The organism is Sphingomonas sp. SP1 (genome assembly GCF_058313395.1).
On the sequence record NZ_JBZFLC010000001.1, the window covers coordinates 1,933,980 to 1,950,596 of the forward strand.

The 16,617-nt window shown below is 64.4% G+C and carries 17 protein-coding genes and 1 tRNA gene; 3 read left to right on the forward strand and 15 right to left on the reverse strand.

Annotation, left to right across the window (positions count from 1 at the left end; translation table 11 throughout):
- The first annotated feature begins 31 nt into the window (after window positions 1–31).
- Window positions 32–108, forward strand: a tRNA-Pro gene (locus tag AC4GYS_RS09790).
- Window positions 109–129: 21 nt separating this feature from the next.
- Here AC4GYS_RS09790 and AC4GYS_RS09795 read toward each other — a convergent pair.
- The 15 genes from AC4GYS_RS09795 to AC4GYS_RS09865 all read right to left on the reverse strand — a co-directional run bounded on the left by AC4GYS_RS09795 (window position 130) and on the right by AC4GYS_RS09865 (window position 15,620).
- Complete coding sequence (locus AC4GYS_RS09795) at window positions 130–756, reverse strand: hypothetical protein (protein WP_491108894.1); 627 nt, start codon at window positions 754–756, stop codon at window positions 130–132.
- The gene (locus AC4GYS_RS09800) at window positions 753–1,964 is read right to left on the reverse strand and encodes a nucleotidyltransferase domain-containing protein (protein ID WP_491108895.1); all 1,212 of its coding nucleotides are present in this window, start codon (window positions 1,962–1,964) and stop codon (window positions 753–755) included. The genes AC4GYS_RS09795 and AC4GYS_RS09800 overlap by 4 nt, the downstream gene beginning before the upstream one ends.
- A 4-nt stretch (window positions 1,965–1,968) precedes the next feature.
- Window positions 1,969–3,114, reverse strand: coding sequence for a 50S ribosomal protein L11 methyltransferase (locus AC4GYS_RS09805; RefSeq protein ID WP_491108896.1), 1,146 nt, complete (start codon window positions 3,112–3,114; stop codon window positions 1,969–1,971).
- Window positions 3,107–4,117 carry a phosphoenolpyruvate carboxykinase (ATP) gene (locus AC4GYS_RS09810; RefSeq protein WP_491108897.1) on the reverse strand — a complete coding sequence of 337 codons (1,011 nt, stop codon included), beginning with the start codon at window positions 4,115–4,117 and terminating at the stop codon, window positions 3,107–3,109. Before AC4GYS_RS09810 ends, AC4GYS_RS09805 begins: the two co-directional genes overlap by 8 nt.
- A gap of 127 nt (window positions 4,118–4,244) precedes the next feature.
- Entirely contained in the window at window positions 4,245–4,394 is a 150-nt protein-coding gene (locus tag AC4GYS_RS09815) for a hypothetical protein (protein WP_491108898.1), read from the reverse strand.
- Window positions 4,394–6,241 (reverse strand): asparagine synthetase B family protein, encoded by a 1,848-nt coding sequence (locus AC4GYS_RS09820; protein WP_491108899.1) that lies wholly within the window; start codon window positions 6,239–6,241, stop codon window positions 4,394–4,396. Before AC4GYS_RS09820 ends, AC4GYS_RS09815 begins: the two co-directional genes overlap by 1 nt.
- Window positions 6,238–6,684 (reverse strand): lasso peptide biosynthesis B2 protein, encoded by a 447-nt coding sequence (locus tag AC4GYS_RS09825; protein WP_491108900.1) that lies wholly within the window; start codon window positions 6,682–6,684, stop codon window positions 6,238–6,240. Before AC4GYS_RS09825 ends, AC4GYS_RS09820 begins: the two co-directional genes overlap by 4 nt.
- A complete protein-coding gene (locus AC4GYS_RS09830; protein ID WP_491108901.1) occupies window positions 6,681–6,980 on the reverse strand; it encodes a PqqD family peptide modification chaperone in 300 nt (99 codons plus the stop codon). The genes AC4GYS_RS09825 and AC4GYS_RS09830 overlap by 4 nt, the downstream gene beginning before the upstream one ends.
- Before the next feature lie 107 nt (window positions 6,981–7,087).
- A complete protein-coding gene (locus AC4GYS_RS09835; protein ID WP_491108902.1) occupies window positions 7,088–8,434 on the reverse strand; it encodes an O-antigen ligase family protein in 1,347 nt (448 codons plus the stop codon).
- Entirely contained in the window at window positions 8,431–9,585 is a 1,155-nt protein-coding gene (locus AC4GYS_RS09840) for a tetratricopeptide repeat protein (RefSeq protein ID WP_491108903.1), read from the reverse strand. Before AC4GYS_RS09840 ends, AC4GYS_RS09835 begins: the two co-directional genes overlap by 4 nt.
- A 28-nt stretch (window positions 9,586–9,613) precedes the next feature.
- Window positions 9,614–11,821, reverse strand: coding sequence for a GumC family protein (locus AC4GYS_RS09845; RefSeq protein WP_491108904.1), 2,208 nt, complete (start codon window positions 11,819–11,821; stop codon window positions 9,614–9,616).
- Window positions 11,822–11,847: 26 nt separating this feature from the next.
- Entirely contained in the window at window positions 11,848–12,543 is a 696-nt protein-coding gene (locus AC4GYS_RS09850) for a polysaccharide biosynthesis/export family protein (protein ID WP_491108905.1), read from the reverse strand.
- A gap of 89 nt (window positions 12,544–12,632) precedes the next feature.
- Window positions 12,633–13,694, reverse strand: a complete 1,062-nt coding sequence (locus AC4GYS_RS09855; protein ID WP_491108906.1) for an SDR family oxidoreductase — start codon at window positions 13,692–13,694, stop codon at window positions 12,633–12,635.
- The gene (locus AC4GYS_RS09860; protein ID WP_491109398.1) at window positions 13,691–14,476 is read right to left on the reverse strand and encodes a metallophosphoesterase; all 786 of its coding nucleotides are present in this window, start codon (window positions 14,474–14,476) and stop codon (window positions 13,691–13,693) included. Before AC4GYS_RS09860 ends, AC4GYS_RS09855 begins: the two co-directional genes overlap by 4 nt.
- Window positions 14,469–15,620, reverse strand: a complete 1,152-nt coding sequence (locus AC4GYS_RS09865; protein WP_491108907.1) for a glycosyltransferase family 4 protein — start codon at window positions 15,618–15,620, stop codon at window positions 14,469–14,471. Before AC4GYS_RS09865 ends, AC4GYS_RS09860 begins: the two co-directional genes overlap by 8 nt.
- Before the next feature lie 189 nt (window positions 15,621–15,809).
- On the opposite strand from AC4GYS_RS09865, the gene AC4GYS_RS09870 reads away from it, so the two are divergent.
- Window positions 15,810–16,253 carry a hypothetical protein gene (locus AC4GYS_RS09870; RefSeq protein WP_491108908.1) on the forward strand — a complete coding sequence of 148 codons (444 nt, stop codon included), beginning with the start codon at window positions 15,810–15,812 and terminating at the stop codon, window positions 16,251–16,253.
- A gap of 74 nt (window positions 16,254–16,327) precedes the next feature.
- Complete coding sequence (locus tag AC4GYS_RS09875) at window positions 16,328–16,615, forward strand: hypothetical protein (protein WP_491108909.1); 288 nt, start codon at window positions 16,328–16,330, stop codon at window positions 16,613–16,615.
- The last annotated feature ends 2 nt before the right edge of the window (window positions 16,616–16,617 follow it).

Below are 16,617 nucleotides of genomic sequence, written 5' to 3' on the forward strand. Positions count from 1 at the left end.
CACGGGAAGCGCTGCTACCCGGCGCCCAAGTCGGGGAGTAGCGCAGCCTGGTAGCGCATCTGCTTTGGGAGCAGAGGGTCGCAGGTTCGAATCCTGTCTCCCCGACCATTCCTCACGATGGCGTTCGACCTATTCGAACACCCCGTCGGGGCGTCGGACCATCCCACCCTGGTTGCCGGCCGTTTTGCGGATGACCGGCCAGTCGTCCATCCGGTCGGTGCCGAAGGTGAAGCTCAACAGCATCATCGGCGTTGGGGATGCACCGGGCCGGGTCGAATGAACGAAATGGTCGCCGAAGATCAGCGCCTCCCCCTCCACATAGTCGTAGCCCCGGACCTCGCCCCGCAAAGTCTTGTAGCTTAGGCCGAACCCTGCTTGGGGGGCGCCGATCGGGGTGAGCATCGTAAAGGCCTGGTTGCCCGCATCCATCCAATCCACGTGAAAGTCGGGCTTGCGGCACTCGCTGCGGACGACGACGAAGCCCTGGTAGAGCCTGATCTTGTGGTCGCAGGCGATGAAGTCGCTGACGTGGCGGGCAATGTCCATTGCTTCGAAGGCGGCTTCGAAACGTGCGAAGGCGTTCAGGCTGGCGGCGGAAATCCACTGAATGTCGCTGGACCAAGGCGGCCGTTCAGCATGATAGCCCGCGGGCAATGACGATGCGCCAAGATCGGCGAAATCATTGGCTATCACCGGGTCAACGGGGACCCGCATGACGTTTGGCGCAAGCCAGTCGCGGTCGATGAAATACTTCACGCGCCGACTGCATTGCGGAGGTAGCGCCCGAGCAGCCGGGCCGGCCTGACGACGTGGTAAAGCGGGAACAAGGCGTCGGGCAGACCGGTCGCCTCCCAGTCCTTCGCCGAGGGTTGGGTCAAGCGCTTGAACCCGTCCCGAATGCGTGCGCGCGGACCGTCCTTCACCGCCATCTCGAATTTAAAGGCGGTCCATTGCTGCGCCGCGGAAGCATGGTCCTTCGAGACGAACACGCGCGCCGCAACCCATGCTACGAGGTCGTCGATCTTCCGATCGGCGGAAACCCATTGGTCCACGGCGTCGGGGATCGGCGCGCCAAGCAAACGGTTGGCCAGCGCTGTCGCCAGCCGCACGATCCTGCCGACCTGATAATGCTCGGCTGTCTCGATCACCTGCAGCCACGCGATTCCCGGCTTGCGCATCAATTCGGCAATCCCGCCGATCCATTCGATTGCCGAGAAAGAATGCCGCGCGGCATGGACCGCCAGCACGATCAGCAGGTCGTCGATGGCCATGGCACGCACTTGCTGGCCGCCAAGATCCACATGGGTCGACCGCTGCCACAGCCGGTCGATAGGAAAGGGAAAGCTGAAGGAGGCCGGCGCAATGCCCCAGTGCACCTCCAGCAGGACGCTTCGGTCGGCATTGACGAGCGGCAGGTTGTGCTCAAGTTTGAGCACGGCAGCTTCCTGGCGCGGCGTCATATCCTCCAATGTCGTATAGCCCAGCGAGCGAAGGACATTCCTGGCGTTCGCGACGTCGTAGGGCTTTATGATGACATCGAGGTCGCTGAAGCTGCGCAAACCCACGTCGCCATAGGCCTGGAGTGCGAGCACCGGCCCCTTGTACGGCAGCAGGTCTATCCCGTGCGCGGCGAGCAACCGGATGACGGCCCTCAATTCCGCTGCAAGCCGCATGCTGGACGCCGTGGCCGCAAGATTGCGTTGATGCAGCCGCGACAGCACCTCGCCAGGCACGCGCTCGCTGCCGGCTTGCCGCAGGTGGCGATACACCAGCGGGACGATGCATTGTCGCACAGTTTCAGCGACGACTTTGGACCAATCGAGGTTCGACCGCAGGAGGGTATCTAGCCAACGGCGATCGTCGGGCTCGAGATTTACCCGGGTGCAGCACAGCAGCAATTGCTGTTCCGGCAAGAAACGAATTTCCGGAATGGCGAGGTGGACTGCGGGTTCCGATCGACCCATCACTTCAGGTCAATCGGCTGTGCCGGAATGAAAGCTCGCTGACCGCCTCGAGCGCTTCCTCCACGGTCGGATACCTCGTCGGAAATTCAGCAGCGACGTCCCGCGCAATCTCCCGCAACGATGCGCTGCCATCCATGCGGCCAAGAACGAACCGGTGAAGCTGACCCTCCTCGCCGAGGACTGGAACGTGACCGGGCTCACGGCGCCGAAGGGAAGCGAGTGACGGCAGCTTCGAGATATTGTGCTGGGTAAAGCGGCCTTTCGGCTCATGGCCAGAAGTCATGACATGACCTTGCCACCGCCAGACGTAATCCTCTTCGATCAGGTCGGCCCGAAGCGAAACCCGGATCAGATCCCCCAAGTCGACCGAAACGGGATCCGCGATGGGAAAAAAAGCATTGCCGTATAGTGCCGGCGGTGCGGTTGGAGAGTTCGAAAACCCGATGTCGCCGTGCAGGACGGTGTCAAACCACGCGATGATCCCGTGCATGACGCCGGGTCGCGTAACGCTGAATTCGAGCGTTGCTTCGACATTGCTTTGTGACACGCTCCGGTAATCGAGGGTCGCCACATGGGCCGGCTCGGTGAGCAGTTGGTCCGGCTTCGCTCTGGCTTTCGCCCAGGCGTTTGCTCCCGCCCGTCGCGCGGCCGACATATCGAAACCCGCGGTGGTTTCCGGTTGGTGCCCGACATGATCGGCATAGAATCCGGGCATCTTCACCGCGGCGGCCCAGACCTGGTCTTCCCCAGGAATAAGGGTTCCGCCCGGCGCCAGCAGACGTTCCCGTGCGTCGACGATCGTCGGGATATGGTGCTGGTACCAAGGCAAGACGGTTCTGAGATCCGATACGACGATGTCGGCGGGCTGCGGCAAGCTGACCTTCGTCGACAATTGCTGGACGAACTCGATGCGGTCCTCAAAGCCGTTGGCACGGGCATGCTCCCGCGCAAGATGGATCACGTCGTCAGGTTCGATTGCATACACTCTTCCGGCGCCAAGCCGACAGGCGAGCATCGCGAAAAACCCTGTTCCCGTGCCGATATCCACGACCGTGCAGCCGGGCGTAATCGTTCGCTTCAAAGCTTCGGTATAGGCCGCAATACGCACCTGATCCGACAGCATCCGGCCGTAGGCGCCGATGCTATACATGTTCCTGCCTGCGCACCTGGCACACTTGCAACGCGTTCGCGTCGGCGACCACCATGTCCCGCATCCTGGACAGGCGCTCCGGGTCCGTACTTGGCACCAGCCGCCGCAAGGGAACCCGGCGGCTGATGCGCTGCAGAAGATCGAAGGTCGCGGCCGGCTGAGCCTGGTCGAGGACGTAATTTGCCCCGATATTGCCGATCAGCTTTATGAGGCCATCGCGGGCCGGCTCTTCGTCGATGGACGGTGCCGATGAAGCATCAAGACGAGGGTGCAGGAAATATATGGCAGCCAAAGGCACAGGCTCGCTTTGGAACCGATATCCGTCCTTGCCTAGGCCAAGATAGCGCTTGTCCCAGGTCGGCGTTATTCGTGGCAATGTCGAGCCGGCGCCGAACAGCATCTCCACCGACGAATCCCATAGCCTGACACCCGGATAGGACGGGATGATGTTGAAGCGATCGCCCCGGTCATCGATCGGCGCCAGGTCGTCGGTCAGAACTGGATATCCAGCGGTCGCAAACGACGCGGCAGTGGTCGATTTGCCAGCGCCCTGCGGCCCCACCACCGCCACGCAAAAGTTCCCGATCCGGACCGCGCTAGCATGCAGCGAAATGATGCCGCGCAGCCGCAGCACAAGGCTGATGACGGGACCGAGCAAATAGGTCGTAGCATCTTCGAGCGTGAGCGGTTCAGGCCAATCCCCCCAAATGCTCGACCCAGACTTTGATACGATGAATTCCGTCCGGTCCCGAAAGCGGATGGCGATGGCCCGGTCATTCGACCGGATCCTGATGTCGCCTCTTGGTTCGAGGTCGATCCAGTTTCCGATCGACGCTTCGGCGAATCCTTCAGAGTGCTGCCGATCAGCGCACGATTGGCCAAGTCTGATTACAATGTCCGGCGGCCCGCTGAATTCACATGGGGCAAGGCCGGGCACTTCGACGTTGGCGGATATCTTCAGGCCAAAGGCAAAATGCTGCGTACCGGCAGAGTGCGTGGACATAACGCGCAGCCTAGGCCTCGTGGGGCGACTGCGAGAGTCTGCCAATCCGCGTTCGGTGAAGACGCAACTTAATCAGATAGTGCTTACCGATCGTCTGATCTTCGGCCAGAGATCGGTCTGTCAGTCCTTATGCCCCGGTCTTGTCGGTGCTGGCCTTGCCGTTGTCGGCGTTGCCCTTGTTGCCGACCGCGCGGGTGATGTCACGAGCCCGACCGAACACCTCCAGCTTCGGGGCGACAAACGAAGTCTTCTCGATATTGTTACCGTTGTCCGACATCACTCATCACTCCTCGGCCGATCGCACAGCCATTTTTGCAACATGGCTGGCCTTAGGTTCATCCAATATTGCTGCGTTCCGTCAAGGTCAATCGCAGCCCGCAGCCGTTTCCCGTCGACATAACGGCTTAGCGGGGCATCCGGTTCAGTTTGCGGGGCGAAGTGTGACAGGAAGTCGGCGGTCATCCCCGCATAGGGGTCTCCCGCAAGTCCGGTCTTTGGCCGCCGGACGACCTCGCGCGGCAAGAGTTTGCGAGCCGAAGCCCGAAATACATGCTTGTCCACGCACCAGGGAACTGCGGGAAGCGACAGGAGGAAGGCGATGACGCGCAGATCGAGCAAGGGGTGTCGACAGTCGGTCGGGACCCCGGTCACCCCTGCATCATGACTTTCGAGGAGCCGAAGCCAGTTGTTATGTCGCAAGGCCCGGTAGGCGCTTGTGCGAGCGAAGCCGTCATGGGCGGGCGACGATCGCGTCTCATCCCATCTTCGGCGCAGGTTGAATCGTCCCTCCAAATCAGGATTGAGCCATGCCGGGTAGCCCGAGACGGCTGCCCCCTCCTCCTGCTTCAAACGCCAGAGCCTGGGAAGTCTCCGGGCGATTGCGGCGAGCGGATGCTGCTTGGCACGGGCGAATTGAAGTGCGTCTGATGCGAATTGACGGAAGTTGCCGCTCCGCAGGAGGCCGGACAGGTACGCCGACGGGGACGAAGCCAGCAGGGCATCGCCGTCCCACCCCGTCAGCACCACGCGACTGGTCGCGGCCACCTGCTGTGCGAAGTCATGCAGGAATTGCGATCTCGCCAGATCGTCGAGTGGCTCGGCGCCGGTGCCCGGCAATTGTTTGGTGTCGCCGAAGATCCCATAGTCATCCGCGGCCAGATAATGGACCGGGATGTCGAGTGCCGCACCCACTAAGCCGGCGTAATAGCGTTCCCTGTCCGGGATCAGCCGGTCGAAGACGATGGTGTGGGCACTCAGCGCGAACGGCGTGTTTCGCTGCGCAAGCACGAGTTTCGCATGGGCGGCGATCATCGAGGAGTCGATCCCGCCACTCATGTGAACAGCGACACGGTCCCCCCGAACCCGATCCTTGATTGCCGCATGCAGGAGCTGATCGAAGCGCTCGACATATTCTTCGCGCCGGGGCAGCCGCAGCTCGTCATGGCTCGGGAGGTCCCAGTATCGCCCGACCGAAGGCTTTGTGCCGGGCGACCAACTCAGCATGCTTCCGGCAGGCAGCCGCTTGATATCGCGATAGGTCGTCGTTTCCGGATCGGCGTTGAACCCGAACAGCAGGAAATCGCCGATCGCCGCCTCGTCGAGCGCATCGCCCAAAGCGCCGTAGCTGCAAAGGCAGGACAGCGTATTGCTGACCAGCAGAAATTCGCCCGCATCGGCGTAGAAGAGCGGCTTCACTCCCAACTGATCTCGGACGCAGATGAGGCGTCTGGCCTGCTCGTCCCAGATAGCGAAGGAGAAGTCGCCGATCAGCCGGTCCACCAGGGACGGTCCCCACGCGCGATAGGCGTGGAGGATCAGTTCCGGGTCGGTCGATGTCAGTGAGGCGCCCTGCCCCGCCTGCGCCAGCGCCGCGACCAGTTCTTCCCGGGCATCGACCCGGATGTCGCCGGCGATCCAGATCTTGTCATCGAGGCTGCATGGCTGCTGTTCCGGGCGGGGATCGTCATTGGTGCGGAACATGGCATGCCCGAAGGCAGCGTGAGGCCCGAGCCAGGTTCGGATACCGTCCGGCCCTCTGAATGCCAGCGCGTCGGTCAGCCGGTGAATGTGGCCCTGGTCGATTGGTGCGCCGGTCGTGCTGACGAGCGCGACGAACCCGCTCATTTCCTCTGCAAATGCCGGATTGCGGGGGGCGTGAGAGGAGTGAAGGCGGTGACGTGATCCTCATCTTCGAGGAGCGGGATGCCGCCGATTTCCAGCCAGGCGTGGGCATCGAGTAGCCGCCCTTCCTTGCGGACCCCGATGCGCAGGTCCGATCGATACCCGCCCTGAGCGAGCAGCAATTGGCCGACGAGCGCCCGGGGAAGGCAATGGGCGCCCGGAACGAGGCGGCTGGCGACCGCCACCAGGCGAACGATGCGCTGGGGGGTCAGTGCTTGCAGAGCGTCGGGACGAGCGGTGGCCACGGCTTGGGAGCAGCGTTGCCGAACCGCTCGAAACGGCATGGTGGAGAGGCCCACGCGTACCGCCCACAGCAAAGAGAAGGCACGAAAGACGGCTGTTCGCTCAGGCGCCGACAGATTCAGGGCGCGCCGGATGCGGTTCATTCCTTTAGCTCGACCAAATCCCGTTCGATCAGGTCACGCAGCAAATCCGTGACCGCAGCTTCGCAGGTTGCAGGAGTGACATCATAATCCGCCTCAATGGCAGCGCAGATATCACCGACCTTGCGAGGCTGATCGAGCAGCTTCCAGATGCGGGTGCCGACCCCTTCCAGGCCATAATAGATGCCGTCGTTCAGACTGAGGATGACGCATTCGTCTCCCATTTCCGACGTGATCTGATCGGCGACGACGACCACGGTCGAATCGCGGGTGATCTGTTCGGCGTTCTCAAGACCCATCGCAAATCATGTCCGTTACGAGGTGTGCATCTCCGTCGAGCATTAAGGCGGGCGGCGCTGAATGGAAGGGATTTCGCATCTTCGCGGCAGCCGCGAAGCGAGGGCTCCTACAGGCGCAGGTGCCTCGCGCGATGGGTAGATGCCGTGGCCGCTTGGGACGAGCGAGCGCGCGGTTCTGCCATCAGCGCGAAGCAGGTGGCGAGAACAGCGGAGATGGCCATGGTGCGCGCCGGGAAATCGACCAGCGAGTGCATCAGGATCGCCCCGGACGCGATCGTCGCCGCCCGGGCGAAGGAACCCGCCGCGGGCAGGCGCCAGATCGACCAGCTTCGCCGCGCCCACCAGAACAGTCCCGCGAGCAGCAGCAGCAGCGCCGGCACCCCGCCCTCCATCACCAGCTCAAGATAGTCGTTATGGGCGTGGTTGACATACATCCGTCCAAGAAACTCGCGCCGCTCCGCCTGCGCGTAGAGCGGGCGAAACGAGCCGAACCCGGACCCCGCTGGAAACATCTCGCCGGTGAGCGCCGCGGTGATGCGGTAGATCTCCGTGCGTTCGTTGAGGGAATTGAGATTGCCGCCCGACTTCAGCGCCGGGAGGACGCTGCTGACACCGACTGCGGCCACGGCCGCTACTAGTGATCCTGCGATCGCCCACGGCGGCACCTTTCGGCGGCGCTTGAACAGCAGCAGCGCACTGGCGCCGATCACCGGCAAGCTGAGTGCGACCGCGGCGAGCGACAGGCTGAGGGCCAGGCCCACCAGTATGATCAGGACGAGGCTGACCGCAACTCCCATGCGTCCGATCTCCGGCCCCGCCTTGCCGCCGTCGCCGGCACGACGACTTGCCAGCGCGGCGATGAAGGGCACGGCCGTCAACAGCAGCGTGCCCATATAGTTGGCGTTGGCGAACAGCCCGCTCGCCTGCCCCCTGGTGACCAATGGATAAAGATAGGCGGCGTTGGTGCTGATCTGCACGGCACCCAGCAGGATGCCGGTGATCGCGCCGAGCAGGATCGCGGCCGCCAGGTAGGGCGAGCGATAGGCGCCAAGCCGCAGAATGCCCGCCACGACCGCGCAGGCGGGGATGAGAAAAAGAAGGCTATCGAGCGTCGCGTAGGGCGTGAGCGACCATGGCAGCCAGGGCAAGGGTTGGTCGAGCAGCGCATAGCCTGCAACGACCGTTTCCCGGCCCGGAAGCAAGGTCCACAAGGCTGGCGGCAGCGGAACGAGCTGGACCGTGACCAGCAGCACGGCGGCCCCGGCGAGACCCAGCAGATAGCGCCCCGCCCTCGACAGCGGCTCTGGCGTCCGGGTCATCCCGGCCCAAGCGAGCAAGGCAAGGCCAGCAAGCTGAAGCGCAAGCATGCGCCACGTACCCTGCGGACTTCCGCCCAGGAAAAGGCAGGCGAGAAGGTAGGCCGGAACGACCAATTCCCGAAGACGCGACCTCATCGGGCGCCTGCTGGTGCCAGCATCAACTGGGTGACGCTGGGCTGCACAGTGACAGGCATTTCCGACAGTTGGCCGCGAAAGTCGATCCGCTGAGCCGGACAATTCGCCGCCGGTACCGTAAAACGCAGGGTTCCGCTGATCAGCGGAGTCCTGGCAAGTTCGCGGTTCTGGGGCAGGCAGCTTACGCTGGCGACGAGGTTGTCGGCCTTGCCGTCGACGTGCCAGTTCAGCCGATAGGCGGTCGGGCGCAGGATCATCGTCTGCGAGGCGAGAATAGCGTCCTCCCGGCCGTAGAAGATCAGTCGGACGCCGCCCGGCACAGGTTCGGCGACGCCGCCGCTGCCGCCTGCGAGCGTCCAGTTGAACGGGGGTTGCGCGGTCGAACTGGCAAAGCGCGGGTTGAAGAGGCCTTGTGGTGCCTCTTCGACTCCGGCGAAGGAGCGCCAGTAATCCTGGGCCTGGCGATAATCCCCGGCCTTGATGACCTCGTCGATCAGGCGTCCTTGCCACGACCGGCCGACACGCCGCTGTTCGGGTGGCAGGGCCTGCCACAGTCGATAGGCGGTCGGCGCCGCACTCGCATCGGTTGCCAGCGCGCCAAGCACCTGATCGGCAAGCTGTGCATCCTGGCGCATGGCCGGCGCGAGGGCGTCGATTGCTCCGGGCTGGCGAGCGAAGCTGGCGATTGCCGGTGCCAGCGGTTGCAGCGTCTGGCCGAGTCGCTGGGTCAGCGCCGAGATATGGACAAGACCCTCGTCGAACCGCCCGGTCCGGAGGGACAGATCGGCCAGCAGGTAACGCGGCGCGATTGCCCGTGGCTCACGGCGCAAGGCTTCCTGCAACAACCGCTCCGCCAGGCCGATGTCGCCGGCCGCCAGGGCTTCGGTACCCGCAATGGTGAACGGCTCGACCGCGAGCGGATCGCGCAGGGCGACAGCCCGCACAGCGCCGACAGCCGAAGCAGGCGCCGTCTGTCCGCCGCCGGCCGCAGTCCCGATCTGCCCGAGGGCCTGAGTGGTGACGACCTGCGGATGGGTCGGCCACAGGGCGGCCGCGAGTTCGGGTCGCCGCTCCCCCCAGGCGTGCACCGCAGCCGAGCGGATGGCCGCGACGCCAGCGGCCAGAGCCAGTGGCAGTGCCAGCCACCGCATCAGCATGCGCGCAACCCGAAGTTGATGATCAAACGCCTGCCTGATGCGTGATCAGCACTGTTTTGTCCTCACGCCGGTCGTCGAGCTTGCCGTAGCGATAGGAATAATAGCCGTAGCCGCTTTCCCGCTCCGCCGACTTCGTCAGGATCGCGCCCAGGATGTGTGCGCCCGATGCTTCGAGACGATTGATCGACTCGATTGCGGCCCGGGTCCGGGTGCGTCCGCTTTCGACGACGAACATGACTCCGGCGGCAGCTGCGGCGAGCAGCGGTGCGTCGGCCAGTCCAAGCACAGGGGGCGCGTCGAGAATGACGAGGTCGAACTGCTCCAAGGCCTCGCCGAGAATCTGATTGAAGCGGCCGGTCGAGAGCAGATCCGCCGGGTTGGGCGGCAGCGGTCCGCACGGAAGCAGCCACAAATTCTCGAAGTGGGTCGGGAGCACCTGCGTCGGCAAGGCATCGTGCGTCGTCAGTAGCCGGCTCAGGCCGAGGTCGTCGGTCTGCGTCTTGAAGGATGGACGGCGAAGATCCGCGTCGATCAGAAGCACGGTGCGGCCTTGGCGCGCGAAATTCTGCGCCAAAGCCAGGGCGGTGGACGACTTGCCTTCGCTTTCCTTGGTGGACGTGACCAGCAAGCTCCGCGGTACGCCTTCCTCGGTCGTGAAGCGCAGCGCGGCAGCAACCGCGGAATAGGCCTCTGACACAGTGGAGCTGGGGTCCTTGAGGTCCTCGTGAAAGCCGCCCTTGCCGACTCGGCGCGGGATCGCCCCCAGGCACGCCAGTTGCAGCTTGGTCCGGACATCCTCGCGCGTCTTGATGGTGTCGTTGACGAACTCCAGCCCGACAGCCGCGCCAATGCCCGCCAGCAGGCCGATGCCCAGACCCATCAACAGGTTCAACGGCAGATTGGGTTTGAACGGCCCGCCCGGTACCTCGGCCCGGTCGACGATGGACACGGGCGCTGCGCCGATGCCGCCGGCCACGCCGATTTCCTTGTACCGCTGCAACAGCGCATCATAGAGGCCACGGTTGGTGTCGACCTCGCGCTGCAGGATCGAATAGCGGACGCTTCGCCCGCGCAGGTCGAGGACCGAGCCCTTCAGCGATGCGACGCGGCCTTCAAGGGCTCGCTCGGCGGCCAGTGCGCCCCGGTATTCCTGCGCCAGCGTGTTGTTCCGGCCGCTGCTGACCTGGCTCGTCTCGCGGGCCACCTGGCGATCGAGTTCCTGGATGCGCGAGCGCAGGCTGAGCATGTCCGGGTGATCCGGCTTCAGGAGGGTTCGCTTTTCCTGATATTCGGCTTCCAACGCGGCCTGGGCCTGCCGCAGCCCCTGCGTGCTGCTATTCACTTCCGAAGTGGGGCCGGCGGCGAGGCCGGCACGGTAGGCGCCTTCGGCCGCAACGCGGCGCGCGGTGGCCTGCGCCAATGCCTGGTTGAGCGCGGCCAGGCTGTCGCTTTGCAGCGAGCCGCTGCCGTCGGTCGGCGAGCTGCCGCCTTCGGAATTGCCTGAAAGATTGATGATCCCCTCGGCCTGCGCATAGGACACAAGCTGCCGCTCGGACCGCTCGAGGTCGGTGCGGGTCTTGGCGATCTGCCGTTCGAGGAACCGCCGCGCATAGTTGGATGCCTCGAACCGACGCTGAAGATTCGAATTGATAAAGCCCTCGGCCACGCCATTCGCGATGCGGGCCGCGAGCGCGGGGTCGGCCGAGGTATAGCTGAAGCGGATCAGCCGCCCCTCCTCCGGCACTTCGACATTGAGGCCGCCGGCGACCACGCCGGTGGCCGCCCGCAGCCGGGCGCTCGCATCCCCGGTGCCGGCGATCGCCGGCTCGCTGGCAAGGTTCAGTTCCTGCGCGACGCGCTCCGCCAGGCTGCGGCTGCCCAGGAGGCCGACCTGAGTGATGATGTTGTCCCACCCGGATGCAGTCTCGGACTGCTGCTGCCGCCCCTGCTCTTCGGTGATCTGAACGCTTGGTGGATTGACCTCCATCGTGACCCAAGCGCGATAAAGGGGCGTCGTGAGAAGCGTGATGGCAAGTCCGAGGGCAAGGCCGAGAGCCGCCGCCCCCGCGATCAGCCAGCGCCAGTCCTTGATGATGCGGAAGAGGGTATGGACATCGAGGCTTGGCGCCTGATGCTGCCGGACCTGGTCCGACCCGCCCGGCTGCCCGGATAGCACGACACGATCCGACAAGGCACGCGGATCGGCATGAAGGGCAACGTCTTGGTTCACGAAATTCCTTTCACGACACCAGCGCCCTAGAACGGACGGAAGATGCTCAGGATGGGCAGGCTGTTAAGGATCGACTTCTGGGCCGATTTGATGGCCGACCCATCCACGACCACGATGTCGCCGGGGTAGATTGCCGGATCCGGTGCCTGGCCCCGCCGGATGTCGGTCAGGTCGAACGCAGCCGCCTGACGCTTGCCCCCGATGGTGCGAAACACCGCGACACGCCGCGGATTTGCATCTTCGGTGGTTCCGCCAGCCTGCGCCACCGCCTGGATGAGGGTCAGCGAGCTGGTGACCGGGAAACTGCCGGACTGCTTTACCGCACCGTCCACCGTTACCGAGCGGCGGGTGGATGATTTGACCCCAACGTTAATGTCGGGATTTTCAAGGTAGCGGGACCCGTAACGCTCCGTCAGCCGGCGACTGAGCTCCGCCGTGGTCAGCTCGGCCGCGGGCACGCTGCCGATCAAGGGCATGGCGATGTTGCCGGTAAGATCGACCTCGTAGTCGCCCGTCAGATCCGGCATCTTGAATACCCGCACCGTGAGGGTGTCGAGCGGCGCAATGCGGTAATTCTGTTCCAGTGGAACGATGGTTGGCGCATCCGGCGCGGCAAGCGTCACGTCGTACGGGATCGGGCCACCACGACTGTCACTGCATCCCGCCAGAGCCAGCATGCCCACCAAGGCCGCGGCGATGCTCGAGACCTGAAACTTGCGCATATCAACTCGCATCGGCAACCCCTTGGTACGCCACTTCGCCTGCGCGTTCCTACCCGAGTCGAGGGCGCGCGCAAACCTCCCAACGTTCGTTAGCTGTGCTGGTTTCCATCCCGTAACGAGTGGCCGCCGTAGCGCGCGACGTACCAGGGGAGTGCGGCGCGGAGGCCGGCGTTGACGTCGTGCGTCGGTCGGTAGCAGATCTGTTCGCCGGCCTTGCCGACGTCCGCCTCAGAATGGCGCACGTCACCCGCGCGGAACGGCTTGTGAACCGGTTTGCGGTCATAGACGTGGCCCAGATCGGCGATCCCGGATCGGAGCATGCCGAAGAGATCTGAAAGGCTCGTCCGGTCGCCGACAGCGACGTTATAGACCTCCCCCTGGACAGCATCCGGGGCCAGAGCGGCGCGAAGGTTCGCCTGCACCGCGTTGGCGACGAAACAGAAGTCGCGGGAGGTGATCCCGTCGCCGTTGATGGTGATTTCGTCCCCGCCGAGCATGGCTGCAACCCACTTCGGGATGACGGCGGCATAGGGACCGTCCGGGTCCTGCCGCGGCCCGAAAACGTTGAAGTAGCGCAGGCCGGTCGCCTTGTAACCGTAGGAGCGATCGTAGACCGCAGCATACAACTCGTTCACCAGTTTCGTCACGGCATAGGGCGACAGCGGGTTGCCGATCCGGTCCTCCCGCTTCGGCAGGTTTGGTTCGTCTCCATAGGTTGAACTGGAAGCGGCATAGATGAACCGCCCCACCCCCGCCTGCCGCGCGGCGTCGAGGACGTTGAGGAAGCCGGTGACGTTGACGTCGTTGCTGGTCAACGGATCGGCGATGGAGCGCGGTACCGACCCAAGCGCGGCCTGATGCAGGACCACGTGCTGGTTCCGGACCGCGGCTTCACAGGTTCCGCGATCACCGATGTCGCCTTCGATCATGGTGAAACGCTGCCACGCCGCGTCGCCGACCGCTGTGCGCACCTCCTCGAGGTTGCGGCGGTGCCCGGTCGCATAATTATCGAGGCCCGTGACGTGCTGACCCATTTCGAGCAGTGCCTCGACGACATTGGACCCGATGAAGCCGGCGGCTCCGGTAACAAGCCAGCGCTTCTGATCGGTGGTGACCTGTTCCACCAAGGCAGGATCCAGGAACACCTTCATTCCGCCAACTCCTCGCCTGCAGGCTCAGGCGCGAGCCGGTGCTGAAGATACCAGCGCTCCCCCTCTTCGAGGCACAGGGCGGTCAGCACGCCGAAGCAGAATGCGCCCGTGTCGATCCCGATCCGATTGCGCCGCTCGTCGACCTCGTGAGTGATGGTGTGGCCGTGCACAACCATCGCACCATGATCGCGGGGATCGTCCAGAAAGGCCTTTCGGATCCACCGCAGGTCAGTCGTGGATTGCTGTTCGAGCGAGATGCCCGGCCGCAATCCCGCATGGACGAAAAGATAGTCGCCAAGCGTGAAGCTGTCGCCGAGGTCGCGCAGGAACGCTTGGTGCTCTGCCGGGACCGCGGCGCGGAGGCGCGTCAGCGCGTCAGGCTCCGGAAGAAGCGCGAGCAATTCGGGATCCTCGCCGTAACTTTCCAGACATTCCCTGCCGCCGAACCGAAGCCATTGCTCGAACAGCCCTGGCTCGTCCTCGTCGAGCAGGCGCACCAGCACTTCTTCATGATTGCCGGCGAGCGTGATGGTGCGGAAACTTGGCAGCGGGCCAGATCGCACCCGTTCCACGACCTCAGCCGATTGGGGCCCACGGTCGATGAGGTCGCCGAGGAAGATCAGCACACCGGAGGCTAAGCCACCGCGATCGCGATGATCCGCCTCGATTTGCGCCAGCAGTCCATCAAGCAGGTCGAGCCGTCCATGGACGTCGCCGATAGCGTAGGCCCGCCAACCCTCCGGTATGGTGCGCGCCCGACCTGTTCTCCAACGTTTAAGAATTGACCGCCTCCACGCTGCGCCGCTGGCCGCCGAGTCGACCGGTGAGCGCCTCCACATATGCTTTCACAACTCTTTCTTCGCTGAACCGGTCCTGCACCAGCTGCCGAGCAGCGGCGCCCATTGCGGCACGTTTGGCGGCGGGAAGGTCGATGAAGGCGAGACAGGCATCCGCGATCGCCTGGGCCGAGCGCGCCTCGAACAGGAGGCCGTTCCCCTGGTCGCGCACCAATTCCCGGCAGCCGGGCACATCGCTGGCCAGCAGCGGCCTGCCCATGGCCGCCGCCTCCAGCAGCGACCGGGGGAGACCTTCGCGGTAAGACGGCAGGATCACCGCATCCGCCTCCACGAGAAACGGCCGGACGTCACTCGCCGAGCCGAGATACTCGAATGTCCCATCCGCGACCCAGGTCGTAAGCTCCTCCCGGCTGATGGCCGTGCGATTGCGGGCATCGAGAAAGCCGAGCAGCTGAAAGCTGACCTGCGGGTAACGCTGGCGAACGAGGCGGGCGGCCTCGGCGAGTTCGCGCACGCCTTTGTCTCCGAGCAGGCGGCCGACGAACAGGAACATCGTCCGATCAGGCGGGCGAGGTGTACGAGGCGGCGGGACGAAGCGTTGCAGATCGACCCCCGACCCCGGCAAGAGCCGCGTCTGTTCGCGCCTTACGAGTCTTCGCTCGACGAACAGTTCCAGGTCCTCGCTGTTTTGGAAAAACACGGCCGGGGCCTTGCTGAAGGCGAGCCGGTACAGCACGGAAAGCAGGCATTGCAGGGCGCCACCGCGGATGAAGGCCGTGCCAAGGCCGCTGACATTGGGGAAGGCCGGCACGCCGACCAGTCGCGCGGCAAGCGAACCGTAGATGTTCGGCTTGGCTGTCCAACCAAGGTAGGCGGCCGGGCGCGCCCTCCGGAAGAGGCGGACGAAGGCGAGCAGCAAGCGAGCGTCGGACAGGGGATTGAGCCCGTCGCTGCGAACGGGAATTTGGTGAGCTGGCCATTCCATCTGCGCGACATCGTCGCCTTCGGACCCGGCCGCGACCTGAATCCGGTAGCCGCTTTCCTGCAATGCCGTCAGCAAACTTCCCCGGAAGTTGTGCAGATTCCAGAAGGAATTGGCGCAGGCAATAATCAGCGGACCGTCGGCCATTAGGGTTGCTCATACCCGCGGCTCAGGCCTGTGCCACCCCACCCATCGTGTCCAATGGGCCACACAGCGGTGCGCTTTGTCTTAAACCTCGTAATAACAGTGCAACCTGGCCCGGTTAGAGGCGTTGGGGGTTGTCCTAGACGTCGATCTGTGACTAGGACCCGACCTACGATTAGCGAGGAGCGACCAGTGGGGCGTAGCATCATGATGAAATCCGCCGCTATTTTCGCAATGGCCTCCATGACCATCGCCAGCCCGGCAGCCGCCGCGGCGCGCGCTGCCGTTCCGGTTCAGGCGTCGGTGATCAGCCCGTGGGTCGCGCTGAGCGCTCTTCAGTCTTCCGCTTCCAGCACCGCGCTTTGTGCGGCATCGGCTGCTGCCGCGGCAGCGACCACTGCTCAGGGCGCTGCTCCGGGCTGTGTGCTTCCGCAGGTTGATCCGGCGGTTGCTCCGCCCGTAGCCGAAAGCCCGGTCATTCCGGCGGCTCCGCCTGTGGTAGCTTCGGGTGGGATCGGCGCACTGCCGCTGTTGCTCGGCCTGGCCGGCGCGGCCGTGATCGCGGCACTGCTGCTCAGCGGTGGCAACGACGGCGATGACGACATCGACCTCGAAGAGCCGGTCACCGTCCTGTAAGCGGCACCACCGCTTTCAACAGCACAATCTGGTATGAACTGAAGCTGTTCGCCGCTCATTCGAGCGGCGTCAGCATGGACGCATTGCATGTCCTTGGCGGCGTTGCGTTGCAACTTGTCTGTGCGCTGTTGCTGCGCACTTCATTGGCAAGCTGGCGGCCCTGGCTGGTCGTCGCGGGGCTGGAAACCATCAATGAAGCGCATGACTTCTGGGTCGAGGTGTGGCCCAGCATGGGAATGCAGGTCGGCGAAGCAGCCAAGGACATCGCGCTCACGCTCGCAGTGCCGACGCTCCTGCTAGTGCTAGGCCGTCACGCTCCCGGGATCTTTGCCGATCCCCGCAACCCCATGAAGCGATCCTGACG

Bases quoted from the DNA above. Each gene is read 5' to 3' on its own strand.
- AC4GYS_RS09840 (WP_491108903.1), bottom strand. From the start codon at position 9,585: ATGCGGTGGCTGGCACTGCCACTGGCTCTGGCCGCTGGCGTCGCGGCC.
- AC4GYS_RS09850 (WP_491108905.1), bottom strand. From the start codon at position 12,543: ATGCGCAAGTTTCAGGTCTCGAGCATCGCCGCGGCCTTGGTGGGCATG.
- AC4GYS_RS09825 (WP_491108900.1), bottom strand. From the start codon at position 6,684: ATGAACCGCATCCGGCGCGCCCTGAATCTGTCGGCGCCTGAGCGAACA.
- AC4GYS_RS09830 (WP_491108901.1), bottom strand. From the start codon at position 6,980: ATGGGTCTTGAGAACGCCGAACAGATCACCCGCGATTCGACCGTGGTC.
- AC4GYS_RS09805 (WP_491108896.1), bottom strand. From the start codon at position 3,114: ATGTATAGCATCGGCGCCTACGGCCGGATGCTGTCGGATCAGGTGCGT.
- AC4GYS_RS09800 (WP_491108895.1), bottom strand. From the start codon at position 1,964: ATGGGTCGATCGGAACCCGCAGTCCACCTCGCCATTCCGGAAATTCGT.
- AC4GYS_RS09820 (WP_491108899.1), bottom strand. From the start codon at position 6,241: ATGAGCGGGTTCGTCGCGCTCGTCAGCACGACCGGCGCACCAATCGAC.
- AC4GYS_RS09875 (WP_491108909.1), top strand. From the start codon at position 16,328: ATGGACGCATTGCATGTCCTTGGCGGCGTTGCGTTGCAACTTGTCTGT.
- AC4GYS_RS09865 (WP_491108907.1), bottom strand. From the start codon at position 15,620: ATGGCCGACGGTCCGCTGATTATTGCCTGCGCCAATTCCTTCTGGAAT.
- AC4GYS_RS09815 (WP_491108898.1), bottom strand. From the start codon at position 4,394: ATGTCGGACAACGGTAACAATATCGAGAAGACTTCGTTTGTCGCCCCG.
- AC4GYS_RS09835 (WP_491108902.1), bottom strand. From the start codon at position 8,434: ATGAGGTCGCGTCTTCGGGAATTGGTCGTTCCGGCCTACCTTCTCGCC.
- AC4GYS_RS09855 (WP_491108906.1), bottom strand. From the start codon at position 13,694: ATGAAGGTGTTCCTGGATCCTGCCTTGGTGGAACAGGTCACCACCGAT.
- AC4GYS_RS09810 (WP_491108897.1), bottom strand. From the start codon at position 4,117: ATGTCCACGCACTCTGCCGGTACGCAGCATTTTGCCTTTGGCCTGAAG.